Here is a 16,384-nt window from a genome sequence, read left to right as displayed (position 1 = left end):
AGTGCCATGTCGTCTGCGGTTCTCGGCGCTCACGCCCCGCTGGCGGATACGCCACTGGTCTTCATCGATCTGGAAACCACCGGCACTCGCGCTACGCGCGACCGTATTACCGAAATCGCCGCGCTACGTGTAGTCGACGGTGAAATTGTCGATCGTTTCACCCGCCTGATCGATCCGCAAACCGATATTCCCGCGCGCATTGCCGCACTGACCGGCATTGATAATGCCATGGTGGCTGGCGCACCGGGCTTTGCTGCGGTCGCCGACGATTTTGCCGAATGGCTGGGTGAAGACCCGCTGGTAGCGCATAATGCCCGCTTCGATTACAGCTTCCTGCGCAACGAATTTCGCCGCCTTGAGCGCCCCTTTCGACGACGGGTGATCTGTACCCTCAAGCTGTCGCGCGCGCTCGATCCCGAGCACGCTCGCCACGGTCTCGACGCACTGATCGAGCGCCACGGACTGCCCTGTCATCCGCCGCGCCACCGAGCGTTGGGAGATGCACAGACGCTTGTCTCGCTATGGCAGTACTGGGCCGGCCACCACGATGTCGATCTGATCGAGCGACTGGTGGCGGATCAGCAGCGTCGCCGCAGCCTGCCTGCCGACCTCGATCCCGGCCTGCTGGATGAGCTACCGGCGCGCCCCGGCGTGTACCTGTTTTACGGTCATAACAAGCTGCCACTGTATGTCGGCAAGAGCGTCAATCTGCGCTCGCGCGTGCTGGATCATTTCAGCAGCGATCATGCCAGCGACCGGGAGATGAAGCTCTGCCAGCAGATTCGCGATCTCGACTGGATAGAAACCGCCGGTGACCTGGGTGCTCAGCTTCTCGAAGCGCGGCTCATCAAGCAGTTGACGCCGATCCACAACCGTCGACTGCGCCGGCGCGGCGCGCTGACCAGCTGGCAGTGGCCGCATGGCACGACGGCGCCCGTACTGGTGGGTCAGGAGACGCTCAACAGCATGGGGAAAGCGCTGAATAAATCGACGAGCGAGATGAAGCGCGAGGCGCATGGAACGCAGAAAACGAGACATAACATGAGGTTAGGCGATTTTTCGAGTACCACGCAACGAAGCGATTCGCTCGCGCAGGCATTTATGCAGCATTTCCTGAGCGGCGGGCCGCTTTACGGCATGTTCCGTTCCCGCAAGGAAGCCACCAGGGCACTGTCGTCGATCGTCGAGCAGCATGCCCTCTGCCCGCGGGTGATGGGGCTGGAGCGCGGCAGCGGACGCTGCTTCGCCTATCAGATCAAGCGCTGTCGCGGTGCCTGCTGCGGCGAAGAGAGCCTTGATGTACACGAAAGACGGGCTCGCGAGGCGCTGGAGCGGCTGCGGGTGCAGAGCTGGCCCTGGCGCGGGCGGGTCGCGTTTCGCGAATGTGCAGCCGACGGCGAAGCGGTCTATCACCTGGTGGATCACTGGTGTTATCTCGGCAGCGTGGCGCATCCGGACGAACAGCCGGAGGCTCAACAGGTCGCTTTTGACGTGGATACCTACAAGATTCTGACCCGTTTTCTGCACGACCAACCCGATAATATCGACGTTATCGAGCCGGCGGCGTAACGACGCCGAGGGGGGCGCGCTGGTCCTGGTTCAGAAAGGCGTTGACCGCGCGCATGAACGCCTCGGGCTGTTCGGCGTGCAGCCAGTGACCGGCATCGGCAATGGTTTCGATGCGCACCTGCGGCAGTACGGCACGCACCGCTTCCAGCACGCTGTCGGGAACGTAATGCGAACGCTCGCCGCGCAGTAACAGGGCCGGTCCTTCCCAGGCTGATTCGCCTCCCGGCGCTGCGGCAATATCGGCGTAGCCTGCCTCGATCTCGTCGAGTCCCACACGCCAGACGAGCACGCCCTGGTCGTCGCGCACCAGATTGGTGGCGAGGAACTGACGCGTCATGCGGTCATCGACCGCTTCCGCCATCGCCTCGTCCGCTTCGCGTCGCGACTCGGGCATGGCATCCTCGACCAGCCGATGGGCGCGAAAAATATCGTCGTGGCCGTGTTCGTAGGCAATGGGGGCGACATCCGCCACGACCAGCCGGGCTACCCGCTCGGGATGCCGGCGTGCCAGCGTCATCGCCACCTTGCCGCCCATCGAGTGGCCGAGTAGGTCGAATTTTTCGATATCCAGTCGGTCCATGACGGCGACGACATCTTCTGCCATGGCCTGGTAGCTCATGCCGTCGATATGCGGCGACTGACCGTGGTTGCGCAGATCGACGGCAATCACGCGACGGTTGCCCTGCCATTGACGAATATGCGAGCGCCAGTTGTCGGCGCTGCCAAACAGACCATGGAGTACCACCAGTGGGCTGGCCCCGGTCTCGATCGCGCCTGAGTCGCGATAGTTGAGCGCTTTAGTCATGCCATTTCTACCGTTGAGTTCATATCGTTCAAGGGGGCGACAAGCCCGTTCATGGTGTGTCGATCACACCGGTCGTTCAGGTGACAGGATAGACGGACCGACCGTGATGGAAAAATCCGTACCCAGCATGTCGGAAAAGCGGGTCGCTGGCCCGCGCGGCCAGTGGCCGACTCAATGTCCTCATCGAATGCGTTATCCCGGAGATTTAATTAACAATAATATATTAAGCGTGCTAATAAATAATTGATGCATTTAAATTCCACTGGTTAAGAGGTTACTTTTTGTGTTTAAACTTTAGCTCAGTTAGTTGTTGTGATGCTCTTTCTATTATCGAAAACTATTAAAAATAGCGATATCCCTGCTTCCGATCTATCGACCGATAGCCTCTGTCAGCAAGCGCCTGCCCTTCCGGCGCCACAGGGTGCAGATATCGCAATACCGGGGAGTGAAGCTTTCAATGAGGTGTATGCAATGAATCAAGCCGCCGCTATGCCGTTCGCATCAGGGGAGTGCGATGCGGGTATTCTCGATTCGACCCCTCTTCTCAAGGCGATGGCCAACGAAAATCGTCTGCGCATTCTGTGCCTGCTGAGAGCCGGCGAAATGTCCGTTTCTCAGCTCAACAGCCGGCTCGATCTCAGTCAATCGGCCCTGTCACAGCATCTGGCCGTACTGCGCCGCGAATCGTTGGTCAGTACGCGGCGCAGCTCCCAGGTCATTTACTATTCGCTCTGTGGCGGCCAGGCCGAAGCGGTCATCGATACGCTGTCCCGACTGGCCAGGGCCTGAACGCGGGGCATGCCGCTACTGCTTTTCGAAACGTAGCCGCGCGAGGCGCTCGATTGCGCTGTCGATGCCTCGCTCGAGAGCGGCGCTGCTGCCACGACCGAGGCGCTCGGCCAGCGAGCGCTGCGGCTTGAGCGATACTTCCAGTATCCGCCACTGCTCGCTGCACGTTTGCAGCCAGCTATCGCTGGTAGTGACCTCATCGATCAACGCCCGCTCCAGCGCCCGCTGGCCGTACCATATTTCGCCTTCGCTGACGGCTTCGATATCCAGTTGCGGGCGGCGCTCGCTTACCCACGACTTGAAAAGCTCGTGGGTCTGTTCGAGGTCTTCCAGAAATTTCCGACGCCCCTCTTCGCTGTTCTCGCCCAGTAGCGTCAGGGTGCGCTTGTGGCGTCCGGCGGTCATGACTTCGACGTCGACATCGTTCTTTTTCAGAAAGCGATGCAGGTTGGGAATCTGGGCGACCACGCCGATCGAGCCAATAACCGCAAAGGGGGCGGCCAACAGCCGATCGGCACAGCATGCCATCATGTAGCCGCCACTGGCGGCGACCCGGTCGACGCTGACGGTCAGCTCCAGTCCTGCCTGGCGCAGACGGTCGAGCTGCGCGCCGGCCAGGCCGTAGGCATGTACCAGCCCGCCGCCGGACTCCAGCCGCAGCAGCACCCTGTCGCCCTCTTCCGCAGCCAGTAGAATGGCCGATATCTCCTCGGTGAAGGCGGGTAATCGAGACGCGCGCAGATCGCCGTTGAAGTCCAGCACCCAGATCACCGGCCGACGTGCTTCTTGCTGTCGGCTTTCCGTCTTGCGCTGCGCTTTACGCGCTTTGTGACGCGCCTTGATGCGTTTGCTCTGCGCGCCCGCCGCGTGGCTGGCATCTTCCAGCGCTTCACGGTGGCGGCGGAAATGCTCGCCGCGGTCGCGAATCTGCAGGCGGCCGCCGCGTTGCTGATGTTGGTTACGGCTTTTGGCGATAATCACGGCGACCGCCGCTACTGCTGCCACGACGGTCATGCACTGCGCCAGAAACAGGGCATAGTCGGAAAACCATTCGATCACGTTGCCTTCTCCCTTCTTGCTGCTGAAAAACTGCGGTGGCTGAAACGGCCCGGGCTCGCGCAGGCCAACAGACGAATTTCTGCTGCTGTCGCGGTGGCTGCTAGAATGACGGCGCTCGGGTAGAGAACAGAGGATAATGATGGATAATGCGCCGCTGATGGCCAGACTTCACGAACGCTTTGATGCCGAAGCCGCTCGTGATGTCAACGAAGTGCTGCAGCTCGAACTCGACGAAGGGCCTCGCTATTTTCTGGCCATTCACTACGGCCACCTTGAAATCGAGGAGGGGGTTCACGACTCCCCTTCGGTGACCCTGATGGCCTCCAGAAACACGCTCGAACGGCTGATGAACAAGGAGTTGAGCGGCATGCAGGCGGTCATGTCAGGCAAGCTCAGAGCCCGGGGCGACATCATGCTGGCAGCGAGAATGACGCGGCTGTTCCGTCGCCGCGACGGCAGCTGAGCGGCGCTATTCACGGCGCGCCGTGCCCCGCAGGAAGTTTTCGATCAGCCCGCGCGAGATCGAGTAGGACGGCGGCAGACCGGGCAGCGTGTTGGCGTCGAACCAGTCCGCTGCCTCGATCTCGACACCATCGACGCGTAGTTCGCGGCTGGCGGCTTCGGCGTAAAAGCCCAGCATCAACGAGTGGGGCATCGGCCAGGACTGGCTGCGATAGTAGCTGATGCGCCCCACCTGTACCCCGACTTCTTCAAGCACTTCACGGCGCACCGCCTCCTCGGCGGATTCACCGGGCTCGATGAAGCCGGCAAGCGTCGAGAAGCGCCCGGCGGCAAAGCGCGGGCTGCGCGCCAGCAGCAGCCGGTCACGCCAGGTCACCAGGGTAATAATGCAGGGCGAAATGCGCGGATAGCTGCGCAAGCCGCACTTCGTGCACTGCATCATGAATTCGCCCGGGCGCTGGCGCATGGCGCCGCCGCAGCGGCCGCAGAAGCGGTGGTCGCGCGCCCAGCGCACCACCTGCAGGGCGGTGGAGATCAGCGCGAAATCGCGCTCGTCGAGCCTTGCCAGCCACTCCCGCGGTGTCGGCCAGTGCGCCTCGCCGGTTTCGGCGATGACGGCCAGCGGCTCGCCCTGCCAGCGGCCCAGTGCGATAGCACCCTGCGGCCAGCGATCCGGGGACTGGACGATACCGCCCTGACCGTTGTCGGCAACGCCCTCCTCGCCTACCCGGATCAAATAGCCCGCGCGGCAGTCGGCGAGGCCCGCGAGGTCTCGCTCAAGCACCGCGCTGCTCCGCGGTAGCGGCTTCGCCGGGGTTCTCTTCCAGGTTATCCCACAAACAGGCGCCGCTGTGTTCGCGCAGTCCGGCCAGCTTGCGCTGATGCGCCTCAAGTTCGGCGTCGCTGGCGTTGATCACTCGCAGGCGTGGCCGGCCGGCACCAAGACGACGGATAGCGAAGCCGCCGCTCTGCTGCGTGTTGTTCTCTTCGCTGTTACTGTGCCCCTCGGCACCCAGCGTCAACGCGGTCTGACCGCCGGTCATGGCGAGATAGACATCGGCCAGAATCTCGGCGTCGAGCAGGGCGCCGTGCAGCTCGCGGTGGCCGTTGTCGATATCGTAGCGCTTGCACAGGGCATCGAGATTGTTGCGCTGCCCCGGATGACGGTCACGTGCCATCTTCAGGGTATCCAGCACCCGGCAGCCCGATGCGATCGGGCCGAGGTCGTCGCGCCCCAGGCGCTGGAACTCGCTGTCGAGGAAACCGACGTCGAAGGGGGCGTTGTGAATCACCAGCTCGGCGCCGCGCACGAACGCCCAGAAGTCTTCGGCGATCTCGGCGAATACCGGCTCGTTGGCAACCCGCGCGTCGGTGATGCCGTGCACTTCGATCGCTTCGGGCTCGATGTCGCGCTCGGGATTGATGTACTGGTGGTAGTGACGGCCGGTCAGGCGCCGGTTAATGACCTCGACGCCGCCGATCTCGATCAGGCGGTGGCCGTCGCGCACCTCGATACCGGTGGTCTCGGTATCCAGAATGATCTGTCTCATGATGTCGGCTCTCCGGCTTTCAGTTCATCCATCGCCCGGTTGGCGAGCTGATCGGCCAGCTCGTTGCCCTCGTGGCCGGCGTGGCCCTTGACCCAGTGCCATTCGACCTCGTGGCGGCGGGTCTGTTCCAGCAGCGCCTGCCACAGCTCGGCGTTCTTGACCGGCTTTTTGGCGGCGGTCTTCCAGCCCTTTTTGACCCAGCCATGAATCCACTGGGTAATGCCCTGGCGCAGATACTGCGAATCGGTCCACAGTGCCACTCGGCAGGGCTTGTTAAGGGCCCGCAGCGCTTCGATGGCAGCGGTCAGCTCCATGCGGTTGTTGGTGGTATCGGCCTCGCCGCCGTTGAGCTGTTTTTCATGATCGCCGCTGCGCAGCACGGCGCCCCAGCCGCCCGGGCCGGGGTTGCCGCGACAGCCGCCGTCGGTATAAATGATGACTTCGGACCGGGATGTTTCTTCGCACACGGGCAGCCTCGCCGGGGGATAAGGAGATAAAAAGTGCTCCCATAATACCGGCCGCGGCGGCCGCTGTGGAACGCCATTTCAACGCTCAAGGGGCCGGCTCGTCATTGGCGCTGAAGCGCACGCTGGCGACCCGGGCGGCGCCTGCGGCTCGTTCATCGAGCGCCGGCCAGCGCCCCACGGCAGCAAGGCCCGCCTGGCGGGCACCAAGAATGGCGCCGGGGTTGAAGCGGCGACGCAGGGGAATCATGCGGCAGCCGCGCCGCCTGGCGCTGATCATCCAGGCGCGCCCCAGCGGCAGGTTATAGCGCTGTCCCCACTTCTCCATTGCCAACCACTCGGGGGTATTGTCGAAGGGCAGATAGCCGCTGTAGCCGAGGCGCTCGATTTCGAAATCGACAAAGCCCAGCCAGTCGCGCATGCGGTGCACGCTGATCCACTCGCCGCTGTGGTGAAATCCGCAGGGCCGCCTGAACAGCCGCCGCGGGCCGGAGATACCCAGCGGATGCCAGCCAATCACCAGCAGTCGGCCGCTGTCGTTGGTCACCCGCGCGGCTTCGCGCAGCAGGCTTTTGGGGTCGGGGGCAATCTCCAGCAGATGATGCACCAGCGTGAGATCCAGCGACTCGTCGGCCAACGGCAGCGCGTCGGGGCGGCAGACCAGCGTCGCGGCCTGCTCGGCGCTGTCGATTGCCTCGGCCCAGCGCATGCAGTGGCGTATCGGTGACTGCGACAGCAGCGTAGGGGCAAACCCCAGCTCCAGCGCCTGCTGACCGCCACAGCGTGCTATTACCTCTGCGAGGCCGCTTCGCTCGGCGCGCCACTGTCGCTGGCCGCGCGGGCTCTGCCAGTAGTGCCGTCCGGCCGCCAGGCGCTGTGAGAAGCGCGCATCGGTCGCGTGATCGTTTGACATGCAGGCCCCCTGGTCGCATGGTTAGCGCTTTTGAGAACACCTTTCGACGCTTTCGAGGATGTCATGTTGACCGTTAAACCACTACCGGCGTTGCAGGACAATTATATCTGGGTCATGCAGCAGGACAGTATCGGCGCCGTGGTGGTCGTGGATCCGGGCGAGGCGCAGCCGGTCATCGACTATCTCGACAAGCAGGGATCAGGGCTGGAAGCCATTCTGATTACCCATCACCATCATGATCACACCGGCGGCGTCGAGGCGCTCAAGGCGCGCTACGGCGCCCGGGTGATCGGCCCCGACAACCCACGTATCGCCGCAATTGACGAGACCGTGCGCGAGGGCGACAGCTTCCGCCTGCTGGGACGTCAGTTCGAGGTGATGGAGACGCCGGGGCATACGCTGGATCATGTGTCCTATCTCTCCAGCGGCACACCCTCGCTGCTGTTCTGCGCCGATACCCTCTTTTGCGGCGGCTGCGGACGGCTGTTCGAGGGCACGCCCGAACAGATGTTTACAGCCCTGTCGCGCTTTGCAGCGCTCGACGACGATACGCTGGTGTTCGGTGCCCACGAATATACCCTGGCCAACCTGAAGTTTGCCCGCGCCGCCGAGCCCGACAACGCGCTGCGCGATGAACTCTTCGCGGAGTGCCAGCGGGCCCGCGACATGAACCGCCCCACCCTGCCCAGCAATATTGGCCGCGAGAAAGCCATCAACCCCTTCATGCGCGCGCACCTCGAGGGCGTACAGCAGGCTGCCGCTGCCCACGGCGAAAGCGGCGACGCTGCGACGACTTTTGCCACCCTGCGCGCCTGGAAGGATCGCTTCTGAACGATGCAGATCGCTCGTCTGTCGTCGCCAATCTCCAGGGCATCGATACTGGCCGCTGCACTGGCCGCATTGCTCATTACAACGACGCCAACCACGTTTGCGGCGGTGCCCGACGAGGTGCCTACCGTTCATGGCCTGTCGCTTTACGGCGAGCCCGAACTACCGGCAGACTTCGACCACTTTCCATGGGTCAACCCACAGGCACCACAGGGTGGCGAGATGGTGCGTGCGGCGAGTGGCGGTTTTGACTCTCTCAACCCCTTCATCGTGCGCGGCAGCGCGGCGGCCGGCCTCAACGCCTTCGGCGGATTGCCCTACGACTCGCTGATGGTCAACTCCCCCGACGAGCCCTTCACCATGTACGGGCTGCTCGCATCCGGCATTCGCCTCGACCCGCAGCGGCGCTGGATGGAGATCGACATCGACTCCCGCGCCCGTTTTCACGACGGTTCACCGGTCACCGCCGAGGATGTCATCGCCACCTTTGAAACCCTGCGCGAGCACGGCTCGCCGCTTTATCGCGGTTACTGGGCCGAGGTGACCGAGTTGACGCTGGTCTCCCCTTTCACGGTACGCTTCGACTTCGCTGACAACAGCTCCCGCGAGCTACCGCTGATCGTGGGTCAGATGCCGGTGCTGTCGGCCGAGGATCTGGCTGCGCGGGATTTCGAGTCACCCACGCTCAAGCCGTTGATGGGCTCCGGGCCGTATCGCATTGACGCGGTCGAGCCGGGCCAGCGCATCGTCTATCGACACGTCGACGATTACTGGGGTGCCGATCTGCCGGTCAATGTCGGCCGTTACAATATCGCCCGTCGCGTCTTCGACTACTACCGCGAGCCCAGCGTGGCGATGGCCGCCTTTCGCTCCGGGCGAGTCGATCTGCGCATTGAGAACAGCGCCGGTACCTGGGCGACCGGCTACGACTTTCCCGCCGCCCGCCGCGGGCTGATCGAGCGCGCCGAAATCGAGGACCATACCCCGGCGCCGATGCAGGCTTTCGTCATGAACCTGCGCCGCGGGGTCTTCAAGGACCGCCGGGTACGCGAGGCACTGGGGCTGGCGTTCGATTTCGAGTGGCTCAATCGTAATCTCTTTTACGGCCAGTACGCCCGCACCAGGGGCTATTTCGACAACTCACCGATGGCCGCCGAAGGACTGCCCGGCCCCGCCGAACGTGCCCTGCTGACGCCATGGCGCGATGAGTTGCCACCCGAGGTGTTCGATCAGCCGCTGCCCGTCGACGAGCCCGAAGGGTTACGGCCACGCCTCAAAAAGGCGCTATCGCTGCTGCGTGAAGCGGGTTATGAGGTGCGCAACAATCGCATGATCGATACGGCAACCGGTGCGCCGCTGGCCTTCGAACTGCTGCTCTACGACGGCGGCCTCGAGCGTGTGGCACTGCCGCTGGTGCGCAATCTGGCGCGGCTGGGTATCGAGGTCAATCTGCGCGTGGTCGACCCCAGCCAGTATATCGTGCGCCTGCGTCAGTTCGACTTCGACATGACCACTGCGATGATCGCCCAGAGCAACAATCCCGGCAACGAACAGCGTGAATACTGGACCAGCGAATTTGCCGAACGTCCCGGCAGCCGCAATCTTGCCGGCATTCAGAGCCCGGCGGTCGACGATCTGGTGAACAAAATCATCGCCGCCAATACCCGCGAGGCGCTCAATACCGCTACCCGGGCGCTGGATAGGGTGCTGCGCTGGAGTTTCTATGTCATTTTGCAGTACCACAGCCCGGTGATCCGGCTCGCTTACTGGAAAAAGTTTGGCCAGCCCGAGCGTGAACCGGCTTACGGTCTCGACCTCGACAGCTGGTGGGTGATACCGAACGCCGCCGCCGACATCGAAGCCGCGCAGGAGGAGTGACATGGCCCGCTATATCGTCATCCGTCTGCTGCTGATGATCCCTACCCTGATTGCGGTGCTGTTGCTCAATTTTCTGATCGTACAGGCGGCGCCGGGCGGTCCGGTGGAGCAGATGCTGTCGCGCATCGAAGGCGTCAGCGCCGGCGCCACCCTGGGCGGCAACAGCGATGGCATCGTCGCCAGTGGCGAGGCGCAGCGCGGCACCCGCGGCATCGATCAGGCCTACGTCGAACAGCTGGAGCAGCAGTTCGGTTTCGATCAGCCTTTGTGGCAGCGTTTCATGCTGATGGTAGGCAACTACGCACGCTTCGATTTCGGCGACAGCTTCTTTCGCGGTGGCAGTGTCACAGAGCTGATCGTCGAGCGTCTGCCGGTCTCCATATCGCTGGGGCTGTGGAGCACTCTGCTGGTCTATCTGATTTCGCTGCCGCTGGGCATCTTCAAGGCGGTGCGCCACGGCAGCCGCTTCGATATCTGGAGCTCGGCGCTGGTGGTGGTGGGCTATGCGGTGCCGGGGTTTCTGTTCGCGCTGCTTTTGATCGTGGTCTTTGCCGGCGGCAGCTATCTGGACTGGTTTCCGCTGCGCGGGCTGGTGTCGCCCGACTTCGACGCGCTGTCGCCGCTGGGCAAGGTGGGCGACTACTTCTGGCACATCACCCTGCCGGTGCTGGCACTGTCGATCGGCAGCTTCGCCACCCTCACCTTTCTGACCAAAAACAGCTTTCTCGACGAGATTCACAAGCAGTATGTGCTGACCGCCCGCGCCAAGGGTGCTTCCGAACGACGCCAGCTTTACGGCCATGTGTTCCGTAACGCCATGCTGATCGTGATTGCCGGGCTGCCCTCGGCGCTGATCGGCATCTTTTTTACCGGCGCACTGCTGATCGAGGTGCTCTTCTCCCTCGACGGTCTCGGCCTGCTGGGCTATGAGGCGGTGCTGCAGCGTGACTATCCGGTCATCTTCGGCACGCTGTTTCTGTTTACCCTGATCGGTCTGGTGCTGAAACTGATCTCCGATCTCACCTACGTGGCGATCGACCCACGTATCGATTTCGAAAGGCGGGAGAGCTGACACCATGTTCGCACGTCGCCCCCTGTCGCCGATCACCCGCCGCCGCCTCGCTGCCTTTCGCGCCAACCGGCGTGCGGTGGTGGCCGGCTGGCTGTTTCTGCTGCTGTTCGGCATCACGCTTTTTGCCGAGCTGATCGCCAACGATGTGCCGCTGGTAGTGCGCTTTAACGGTCAGTGGTACTGGCCGCTGCTGTTCGACTACCCGGAAACCGTTTTCGGCGGCTTTTTACCTACCACCGCGCTGTACAGCGACCCGGCGGTGATCGCGCTGATTCGCGAACACGGCTGGCTGATCCGCGCACCGATCCCGTTCTCCTATGACACCATCGACATGGCCCTCAACACCCCGGCACCGGCGGCGCCCGGCCTGACCCACTGGCTGGGCACCGACGACCAGGGGCGCGATGTGCTGGCGCGGGTGATCTACGGCTTTCGCCTGTCGGTGCTGTTTGCAGCGCTGGTGACCGCCGGCTCGGTGCTGATCGGCGTGCTGATCGGCGCCCTGCAGGGCTACTTCGGCGGCAGGGTGGACCTGGTCGGCCAGCGGGTAATCGAGCTGTGGTCGGGGCTGCCGATGCTGTTCATCCTGATTATCCTGTCGAGCCTGGTGGTGCCCAGCGTATGGTGGCTGGCGCTGATCATGGTGGCCTTTTCGTGGCTGGGGCTGGTGGATATCGTGCGCGCCGAGTTCCTGCGCGCGCGTAATCTCGACTATGTGCGTGCCGCCCGCGCCATGGGACTGCCGGCGCGGCTGATCATGTGGCGCCATGTGCTGCCCAACGCCATGGTCTCTACCCTCACCTTTCTGCCTTTCATATTCACCGGCGCCATTACCACTCTCACCGCGCTTGATTTTCTCGGCTTCGGTCTGCCGCCGGGGGCGCCCTCGCTGGGGGAGCTGGTCGCCCAGGGCAAGAACAATCTGCAGGCGCCCTGGCTGGGCATTACCGCCTTCATGACGCTGGCGATCATGCTGTCGCTGTTGGTGTTTATCGGTGAGGGACTGCGCGACGCCTTCGATCCGCGTCATACCGCGCTACCCGCCGGCGCGGTGGCGGGAGGCGGCGCATGAGCGAGAAAACCGGGGTGCCGTTGCTGGCACTGGAAAAACTGCAGGTCAGTGCCGGCGACACGCCGCTGGTCAAGGGGGTCAGTCTCGAGCTGGCGGCCGGCGAGACCCTGGCACTGGTGGGCGAGTCCGGCTCCGGCAAGACACTGACGGCGATGGCGGCGATCAATCTGACTCCACCCGGCATCAGCGTGCGTGGTGGGCGCTGGCTGGAAGAGCGCGATTTGAGTCGGCTGGGCAAGCGCGACTGGCAGCAGTTGCACGGCGGCGCCGTAGGCGTGGTGTTTCAGGAGCCGATGAGCGCGCTAAATCCGTTGCACCGGGTGGGGCGCCAGATCGGCGAGGCACTGCGACTACATCAGAACCTGCGTGGCCGGCGCCTTCGCGAGCGCGTACTGGCGCTTATGACGCAGGTCAGGCTACCGCGTCCCGAACAGCTGATCGACGCCTGGCCGCACGAGCTTTCCGGTGGTCAGCGCCAGCGGGTAGTGATCGCCATCGCCATTGCCAACCGGCCGCGGCTGCTGATCGCCGACGAGCCCACTGCCGCCCTGGACGTCACCGTCGCCGGAGAGATTCTCGCTCTACTGCGCGAACTCTCCGCTGAGCTGGGCATGGCGCTGCTGCTGATCACCCACGATCTCAACCTGGTACGGCGCTGGGCGGACCGGGTCTGCGTCATGCATCAGGGGCGGCTGCAGGAGAGCGGTGCGACGCGTGAGGTGTTCGACCGTCCGGTGAGTCTCTATACCCGCGAGCTGATCGAGGCCGAACCGAGCGGTGTACCGGCGCCGCTGGTCGGGAACGCGCCAGTAGTGCTGTCGGCGCGTGAACTATCGGTCACTTTCCCCCGCCCGCGGCCGCTGCTGGGGCGTCGTCCGCCGCCCTTCGTGGCGGTAGCGCCGCTGTCATTGGAACTGCGGCGCGGCGAGACGCTGGGAATTGTCGGCGAATCAGGCTCCGGCAAGAGCACCCTGAGCCAGGCGCTGCTGCGCCTGATCAGCGCCGAGGGCGAGATTACCCTCGGCGAGGAGCGCCTTGACCGCCTCTCCGGCAGTGCACTGCGCGCCAGGCGCCGCCACGCTCAGGTGGTCTTTCAGGACCCCTTCGGCTCGTTGTCGCCGCGCATGATGGTGATCGATATCGTCAGCGAGGGGCTGCGCTATCACCGCCCTGAACTGAGCGACGATGAGGTACGCAAGCGCGTCACCGAGACTCTGGCGGCGACCGGTATCGACGCCGCCCAGCTGGCGCGCTACCCGCACGAGTTTTCCGGCGGCCAGCGCGCTCGCATTGCCCTGGCCCGGGCGCTGATTCTCGACCCCGAAGTGCTGGTACTTGATGAGCCCACTTCGTCGCTGGACCGCAGCGTGCAGCGTCAGCTGATCGAACTGCTGCGCCGCCTGCAGCACGAACGCGGACTGGGCTATCTCTTCATCAGCCACGATCTGGCAGTGGTGAAGGCGATGGCGCATCGCGTCATCGTGCTGAAGGAGGGCGCGGTGGTCGAACAGGGTGAGGCTCTTGAAGCCATCGAGCGCCCCCGCCACCCCTACACGCAGAGTCTGGTAGCGGCGGCGTTTTATCCTGCGGGGAGTGGTGGGTGAGCCGCTTCAGTCGACGACCAGGTTAAAACGGTCGGCGTCCATGTGGGCAGGAAGGAAGCCGTTGAGTTCGACGATACAGCGCTGATTGCCGGCGGCGTAGTGGTCGTTCTCCTCGCCCATGCGGAATAGATGGCGCTTGTCGTAGGTGACCATACTGCCGTCCGGGCGTGCCCAGATCAGCCGGTTGAAATGATGGCCATTCTCTCTGATCGCCACGCTGCCGGTTACAACGGCGTCGTGCGACTCGGCGGTGCGCTGCATCCAGGCCACCGCGCGGCTCTCTGCCATGGTCTCGGCCATGCGTTCCGGCGCCATGGTGAATCCGGTGGCGAACATCTCGGGCAGCACGAGCAGATCGCTTGCGGTGATGTCCTGCAGCCACTCGTCAAGCAGCTGGCAGTTGGTGTCGATCTCCTCCCAGCGCAGATCGGCCTGTACCAGGGTGGTTCTCAGCTCACTCATGACCTTGATCCATCATCGTTGGACGAGAGACACGCTGTTCAGCGCGCCGGAGTGACGGCATCATAACACCCCGGCGATCCCGTTTTTCAGCGATCGTCACCCAGGAAGTCGATAAGCAGCCTGTTGAGCTCGTCGGCGTGGGTGAAGTTGAGTCCGTGAGGTGCGTCAGAAAGCCAACCGGTATCGATCACAGCACCTCGGCACAGAACCGGGCAGGCGTGACGATTCGCGTGCGCCCGACGTGACCTCGTTGCAACAGACCGGCGCGACGATCCCCGGTCACCAGGTAGTCTGCCTCGCCTTCGACGGCCATGGCCAGCAGAAAGGCGTCGTCCGGATCGTCGGCTTCGGCCTCAATGCCCAGACGCTCCAGTACCACAGCCCTTTGCAGGTTGTTGATCATGGTGCCAACCCTGGCGGGCTGGAGAATGGCCTGGAGTTTGGGGTAGCGGCTGGCCCGGCGGATTTCATCGAGCTGCATGCGCGAGGTGATCACCTCGAAGCGTGCCGCTCGCCAGGCCCGGTAGATCGCATCGGGCGCGCTGTGAGGCGAAATCAGGGCACTGAACAGAATGTTGCTATCCAGTACGACCCGCATCAGCGTTTACGCGCCCAGGTGAGCGCTTCGTCAATCGCGTCCGCCACCGCTGTCTCGCTCAGGTGGGCGTTGGCGGCCTTGGCCTGCTCGGCACTCAACTCCAGGATGTGGGCGCGTACAGCTTCCTCGATGAAGCGCGACAGGTCGCCTTTCCGGCCACCGCCCTGGCTGGCAAGAAACATGCGCAGCGACTGGTCGGTGTCAGCCGAGACGGCGACGTTCCAGCGAACGGTTTCCATGATGATCTCCCGCGATAGGTGTTTATTTGTTTATGTGTTTATACGCTGACCTTTCCGGCATGGCAATGGTTCGATTAAACGACCCCTATACAGACGAAATCGAGTAGGGTGAGGCGTTACCGCCTCATCCCTCTCACAGAACCGTACATACGGGCCACGTATACGGCTCATGCCATTAACTTACCCCGAACTCGAGGACAGTGATGCCCGTTTTGACCTGGGTTAAGTCCAGCAACCTCAGATCGTCATGCAGGTAGGCGTTGGGTATCGCCAGATGGGCCAGCGGTGACGCCGCGTTTCGCCAGCTTTGCATCTTGATAAACTTGAACGGCGGGCGGTAGCCCAGCTGTTTAAGCCTTCGATGCAGCCGACTCGGCTTCTTCCACTGTTTGAGCTGGAGACAACGAAGTCGTCGCCTGATCCAGCTCATCATCTGTTTTAGCACCCGTGCGCAGTTCGCTACCCGGAAGTAATTGGCGAAGCCTCTCAGTACAGGATTTAGCTCGCGGATGGTCTCCGCCAGTCCCGCCCTTCGATTGCGCTTCGTCAACGCTTTCACTTTCTGCTTGAGCTTCACCACCTTCTTTTCCTGGATGCGGGTGTACCTGGTGTGGATCACCACGCCCAGGAACTTGACCCCCTCATCGCTGTGCGCGATGTGGGTTTTGGTGGCGTTAACTGTCAGCTTCAGTTCACCCTCCAGATAGCCCTGGGCTACCCTCAACGCATTCTCCGCTCCAGCCTGTGAGCCGCACAGGATCAGGATATCGTCCGCGTAGCGGACGATTCGATGACCCCGCGCTTTCATGAACTGGTCGAAGGCGTCCAGGTAGACGTTGGCGATCAGCGGACTGATCACGCCGCCCTGAGGGCTGCCCAGCGCCGTCTCTTCAAGGTGGTCACCCACCATCACGCCGCTTTCCAGGCACTGGCGCAGCAGCGACAACACACTGCCGTCCGTGATCCTTTGGCGGAACTGGCGGATAATCAGGTCGTGGTTTAACGTGTCGAAACATTTCG

18 protein-coding genes are annotated in these 16,384 nt (G+C 63.2%); 8 read left to right on the top strand and 10 right to left on the bottom strand.

Annotated elements, in window-relative coordinates:
• Positions 1-6 precede the first annotated feature (6 nt).
• Positions 7-1,569, top strand: coding sequence for an exonuclease domain-containing protein (locus H146_RS20135; RefSeq protein WP_019950221.1), 1,563 nt, complete (start codon positions 7-9; stop codon positions 1,567-1,569).
• On the opposite strand, the gene H146_RS0102260 is transcribed toward H146_RS20135, so the two are convergent.
• Positions 1,550-2,374 (bottom strand): alpha/beta fold hydrolase, encoded by an 825-nt coding sequence (locus H146_RS0102260; protein ID WP_019950220.1) that lies wholly within the window; start codon positions 2,372-2,374, stop codon positions 1,550-1,552. The genes H146_RS20135 and H146_RS0102260 overlap by 20 nt on opposite strands.
• Positions 2,375-2,845: 471 nt before the next feature.
• Between H146_RS0102260 and H146_RS0102255 the strand changes: the two genes are divergently transcribed.
• Positions 2,846-3,163, top strand: coding sequence for an ArsR/SmtB family transcription factor (locus H146_RS0102255; RefSeq protein WP_019950219.1), 318 nt, complete (start codon positions 2,846-2,848; stop codon positions 3,161-3,163).
• A gap of 15 nt (positions 3,164-3,178) precedes the next feature.
• Here H146_RS0102255 and sohB read toward each other — a convergent pair whose 3' ends face one another.
• Positions 3,179-4,222, bottom strand: coding sequence for a protease SohB (gene sohB, locus H146_RS0102250; RefSeq protein WP_019950218.1), 1,044 nt, complete (start codon positions 4,220-4,222; stop codon positions 3,179-3,181).
• Between the two features lie 157 nt (positions 4,223-4,379).
• Here sohB and H146_RS0102245 point away from each other — a divergent pair, with 157 nt between their 5' ends.
• The gene (locus H146_RS0102245) at positions 4,380-4,685 is read left to right on the top strand and encodes an SCP2 sterol-binding domain-containing protein (protein WP_169433453.1); all 306 of its coding nucleotides are present in this window, start codon (positions 4,380-4,382) and stop codon (positions 4,683-4,685) included.
• Between the two features lie 6 nt (positions 4,686-4,691).
• On the opposite strand, the gene nudC is transcribed toward H146_RS0102245, so the two are convergent.
• From nudC to H146_RS18195, 4 genes are all read right to left on the bottom strand, one after another.
• Positions 4,692-5,468: an NAD(+) diphosphatase gene (nudC, locus tag H146_RS0102240; RefSeq protein WP_019950216.1), complete on the bottom strand. Its 777-nt coding sequence runs from the start codon at positions 5,466-5,468 to the stop codon at positions 4,692-4,694.
• On the bottom strand, positions 5,461-6,234 hold the full coding sequence (gene dnaQ / locus H146_RS0102235; protein WP_019950215.1) for a DNA polymerase III subunit epsilon: 774 nt from the start codon (positions 6,232-6,234) through the stop codon (positions 5,461-5,463). Before dnaQ ends, nudC begins: the two co-directional genes overlap by 8 nt.
• On the bottom strand, positions 6,231-6,701 hold the full coding sequence (gene rnhA / locus H146_RS0102230) for a ribonuclease HI (RefSeq protein WP_019950214.1): 471 nt from the start codon (positions 6,699-6,701) through the stop codon (positions 6,231-6,233). The genes dnaQ and rnhA overlap by 4 nt, the downstream gene beginning before the upstream one ends.
• Positions 6,702-6,786: 85 nt before the next feature.
• Complete coding sequence (locus H146_RS18195; RefSeq protein WP_019950213.1) at positions 6,787-7,611, bottom strand: class I SAM-dependent methyltransferase; 825 nt, start codon at positions 7,609-7,611, stop codon at positions 6,787-6,789.
• Between the two features lie 63 nt (positions 7,612-7,674).
• Between H146_RS18195 and gloB the strand changes: the two genes are divergently transcribed.
• Genes gloB through H146_RS0102200 form a run of 5 tightly spaced genes read left to right on the top strand, consistent with a single transcriptional unit; the run spans position 7,675 to position 14,065 of the window.
• Positions 7,675-8,442, top strand: coding sequence for a hydroxyacylglutathione hydrolase (gene gloB, locus H146_RS0102220; protein ID WP_026351690.1), 768 nt, complete (start codon positions 7,675-7,677; stop codon positions 8,440-8,442).
• Positions 8,443-8,445: 3 nt separating this feature from the next.
• Positions 8,446-10,317 carry an extracellular solute-binding protein gene (locus H146_RS0102215; protein WP_019950211.1) on the top strand — a complete coding sequence of 624 codons (1,872 nt, stop codon included), beginning with the start codon at positions 8,446-8,448 and terminating at the stop codon, positions 10,315-10,317.
• A 1-nt stretch (position 10,318) separates the two neighbouring features.
• A complete protein-coding gene (locus H146_RS0102210) occupies positions 10,319-11,389 on the top strand; it encodes a microcin C ABC transporter permease YejB (RefSeq protein WP_019950210.1) in 1,071 nt (356 codons plus the stop codon).
• A 4-nt stretch (positions 11,390-11,393) separates the two neighbouring features.
• Positions 11,394-12,461 (top strand): ABC transporter permease, encoded by a 1,068-nt coding sequence (locus tag H146_RS0102205; protein ID WP_019950209.1) that lies wholly within the window; start codon positions 11,394-11,396, stop codon positions 12,459-12,461.
• Positions 12,458-14,065, top strand: a complete 1,608-nt coding sequence (locus tag H146_RS0102200) for an ABC transporter ATP-binding protein (protein WP_019950208.1) — start codon at positions 12,458-12,460, stop codon at positions 14,063-14,065. Before H146_RS0102205 ends, H146_RS0102200 begins: the two co-directional genes overlap by 4 nt.
• A 6-nt stretch (positions 14,066-14,071) precedes the next feature.
• Here the strand turns inward: H146_RS0102200 and H146_RS18190 are convergent, their stop codons facing one another.
• The 4 genes from H146_RS18190 to H146_RS18185 form a co-directional block, all read right to left on the bottom strand.
• Positions 14,072-14,527 carry a nitrilase-related carbon-nitrogen hydrolase gene (locus H146_RS18190; protein WP_019950207.1) on the bottom strand — a complete coding sequence of 152 codons (456 nt, stop codon included), beginning with the start codon at positions 14,525-14,527 and terminating at the stop codon, positions 14,072-14,074.
• Between the two features lie 187 nt (positions 14,528-14,714).
• The gene (locus H146_RS0102185; RefSeq protein ID WP_019950205.1) at positions 14,715-15,125 is read right to left on the bottom strand and encodes a putative toxin-antitoxin system toxin component, PIN family; all 411 of its coding nucleotides are present in this window, start codon (positions 15,123-15,125) and stop codon (positions 14,715-14,717) included.
• Entirely contained in the window at positions 15,125-15,364 is a 240-nt protein-coding gene (locus H146_RS0102180) for a ribbon-helix-helix domain-containing protein (RefSeq protein WP_019950204.1), read from the bottom strand. The genes H146_RS0102185 and H146_RS0102180 overlap by 1 nt, the downstream gene beginning before the upstream one ends.
• Positions 15,365-15,539: 175 nt before the next feature.
• The coding region (locus H146_RS18185; RefSeq protein WP_019950203.1) for a group II intron maturase-specific domain-containing protein at positions 15,540-16,384 on the bottom strand (845 nt) is incomplete at its 5' end.

Source organism: Kushneria aurantia DSM 21353, from assembly GCF_000382245.1.
GTDB classification, from domain to species: Bacteria; Pseudomonadota; Gammaproteobacteria; order Pseudomonadales; family Halomonadaceae; genus Kushneria; species Kushneria aurantia.
Note: the sequence above shows the minus strand (reverse complement) of the source record. Positions and strands in the feature narration are given on the sequence as shown.

Bases quoted from the DNA above. Each gene is read 5' to 3' on its own strand.
- H146_RS20135 (WP_019950221.1), top strand. From the start codon at position 7: ATGTCGTCTGCGGTTCTCGGCGCTCACGCCCCGCTGGCGGATACGCCA.
- H146_RS0102260 (WP_019950220.1), bottom strand. From the start codon at position 2,374: ATGACTAAAGCGCTCAACTATCGCGACTCAGGCGCGATCGAGACCGGG.
- H146_RS0102255 (WP_019950219.1), top strand. From the start codon at position 2,846: ATGAATCAAGCCGCCGCTATGCCGTTCGCATCAGGGGAGTGCGATGCG.
- H146_RS0102245 (WP_169433453.1), top strand. From the start codon at position 4,380: ATGGCCAGACTTCACGAACGCTTTGATGCCGAAGCCGCTCGTGATGTC.
- dnaQ (WP_019950215.1), bottom strand. From the start codon at position 6,234: ATGAGACAGATCATTCTGGATACCGAGACCACCGGTATCGAGGTGCGC.
- H146_RS18195 (WP_019950213.1), bottom strand. From the start codon at position 7,611: ATGTCAAACGATCACGCGACCGATGCGCGCTTCTCACAGCGCCTGGCG.
- gloB (WP_026351690.1), top strand. From the start codon at position 7,675: ATGTTGACCGTTAAACCACTACCGGCGTTGCAGGACAATTATATCTGG.
- H146_RS0102215 (WP_019950211.1), top strand. From the start codon at position 8,446: ATGCAGATCGCTCGTCTGTCGTCGCCAATCTCCAGGGCATCGATACTG.
- H146_RS0102210 (WP_019950210.1), top strand. From the start codon at position 10,319: ATGGCCCGCTATATCGTCATCCGTCTGCTGCTGATGATCCCTACCCTG.
- H146_RS0102205 (WP_019950209.1), top strand. From the start codon at position 11,394: ATGTTCGCACGTCGCCCCCTGTCGCCGATCACCCGCCGCCGCCTCGCT.
- H146_RS0102200 (WP_019950208.1), top strand. From the start codon at position 12,458: ATGAGCGAGAAAACCGGGGTGCCGTTGCTGGCACTGGAAAAACTGCAG.
- H146_RS18190 (WP_019950207.1), bottom strand. From the start codon at position 14,527: ATGAGTGAGCTGAGAACCACCCTGGTACAGGCCGATCTGCGCTGGGAG.
- H146_RS0102185 (WP_019950205.1), bottom strand. From the start codon at position 15,125: ATGCGGGTCGTACTGGATAGCAACATTCTGTTCAGTGCCCTGATTTCG.
- H146_RS0102180 (WP_019950204.1), bottom strand. From the start codon at position 15,364: ATGGAAACCGTTCGCTGGAACGTCGCCGTCTCGGCTGACACCGACCAG.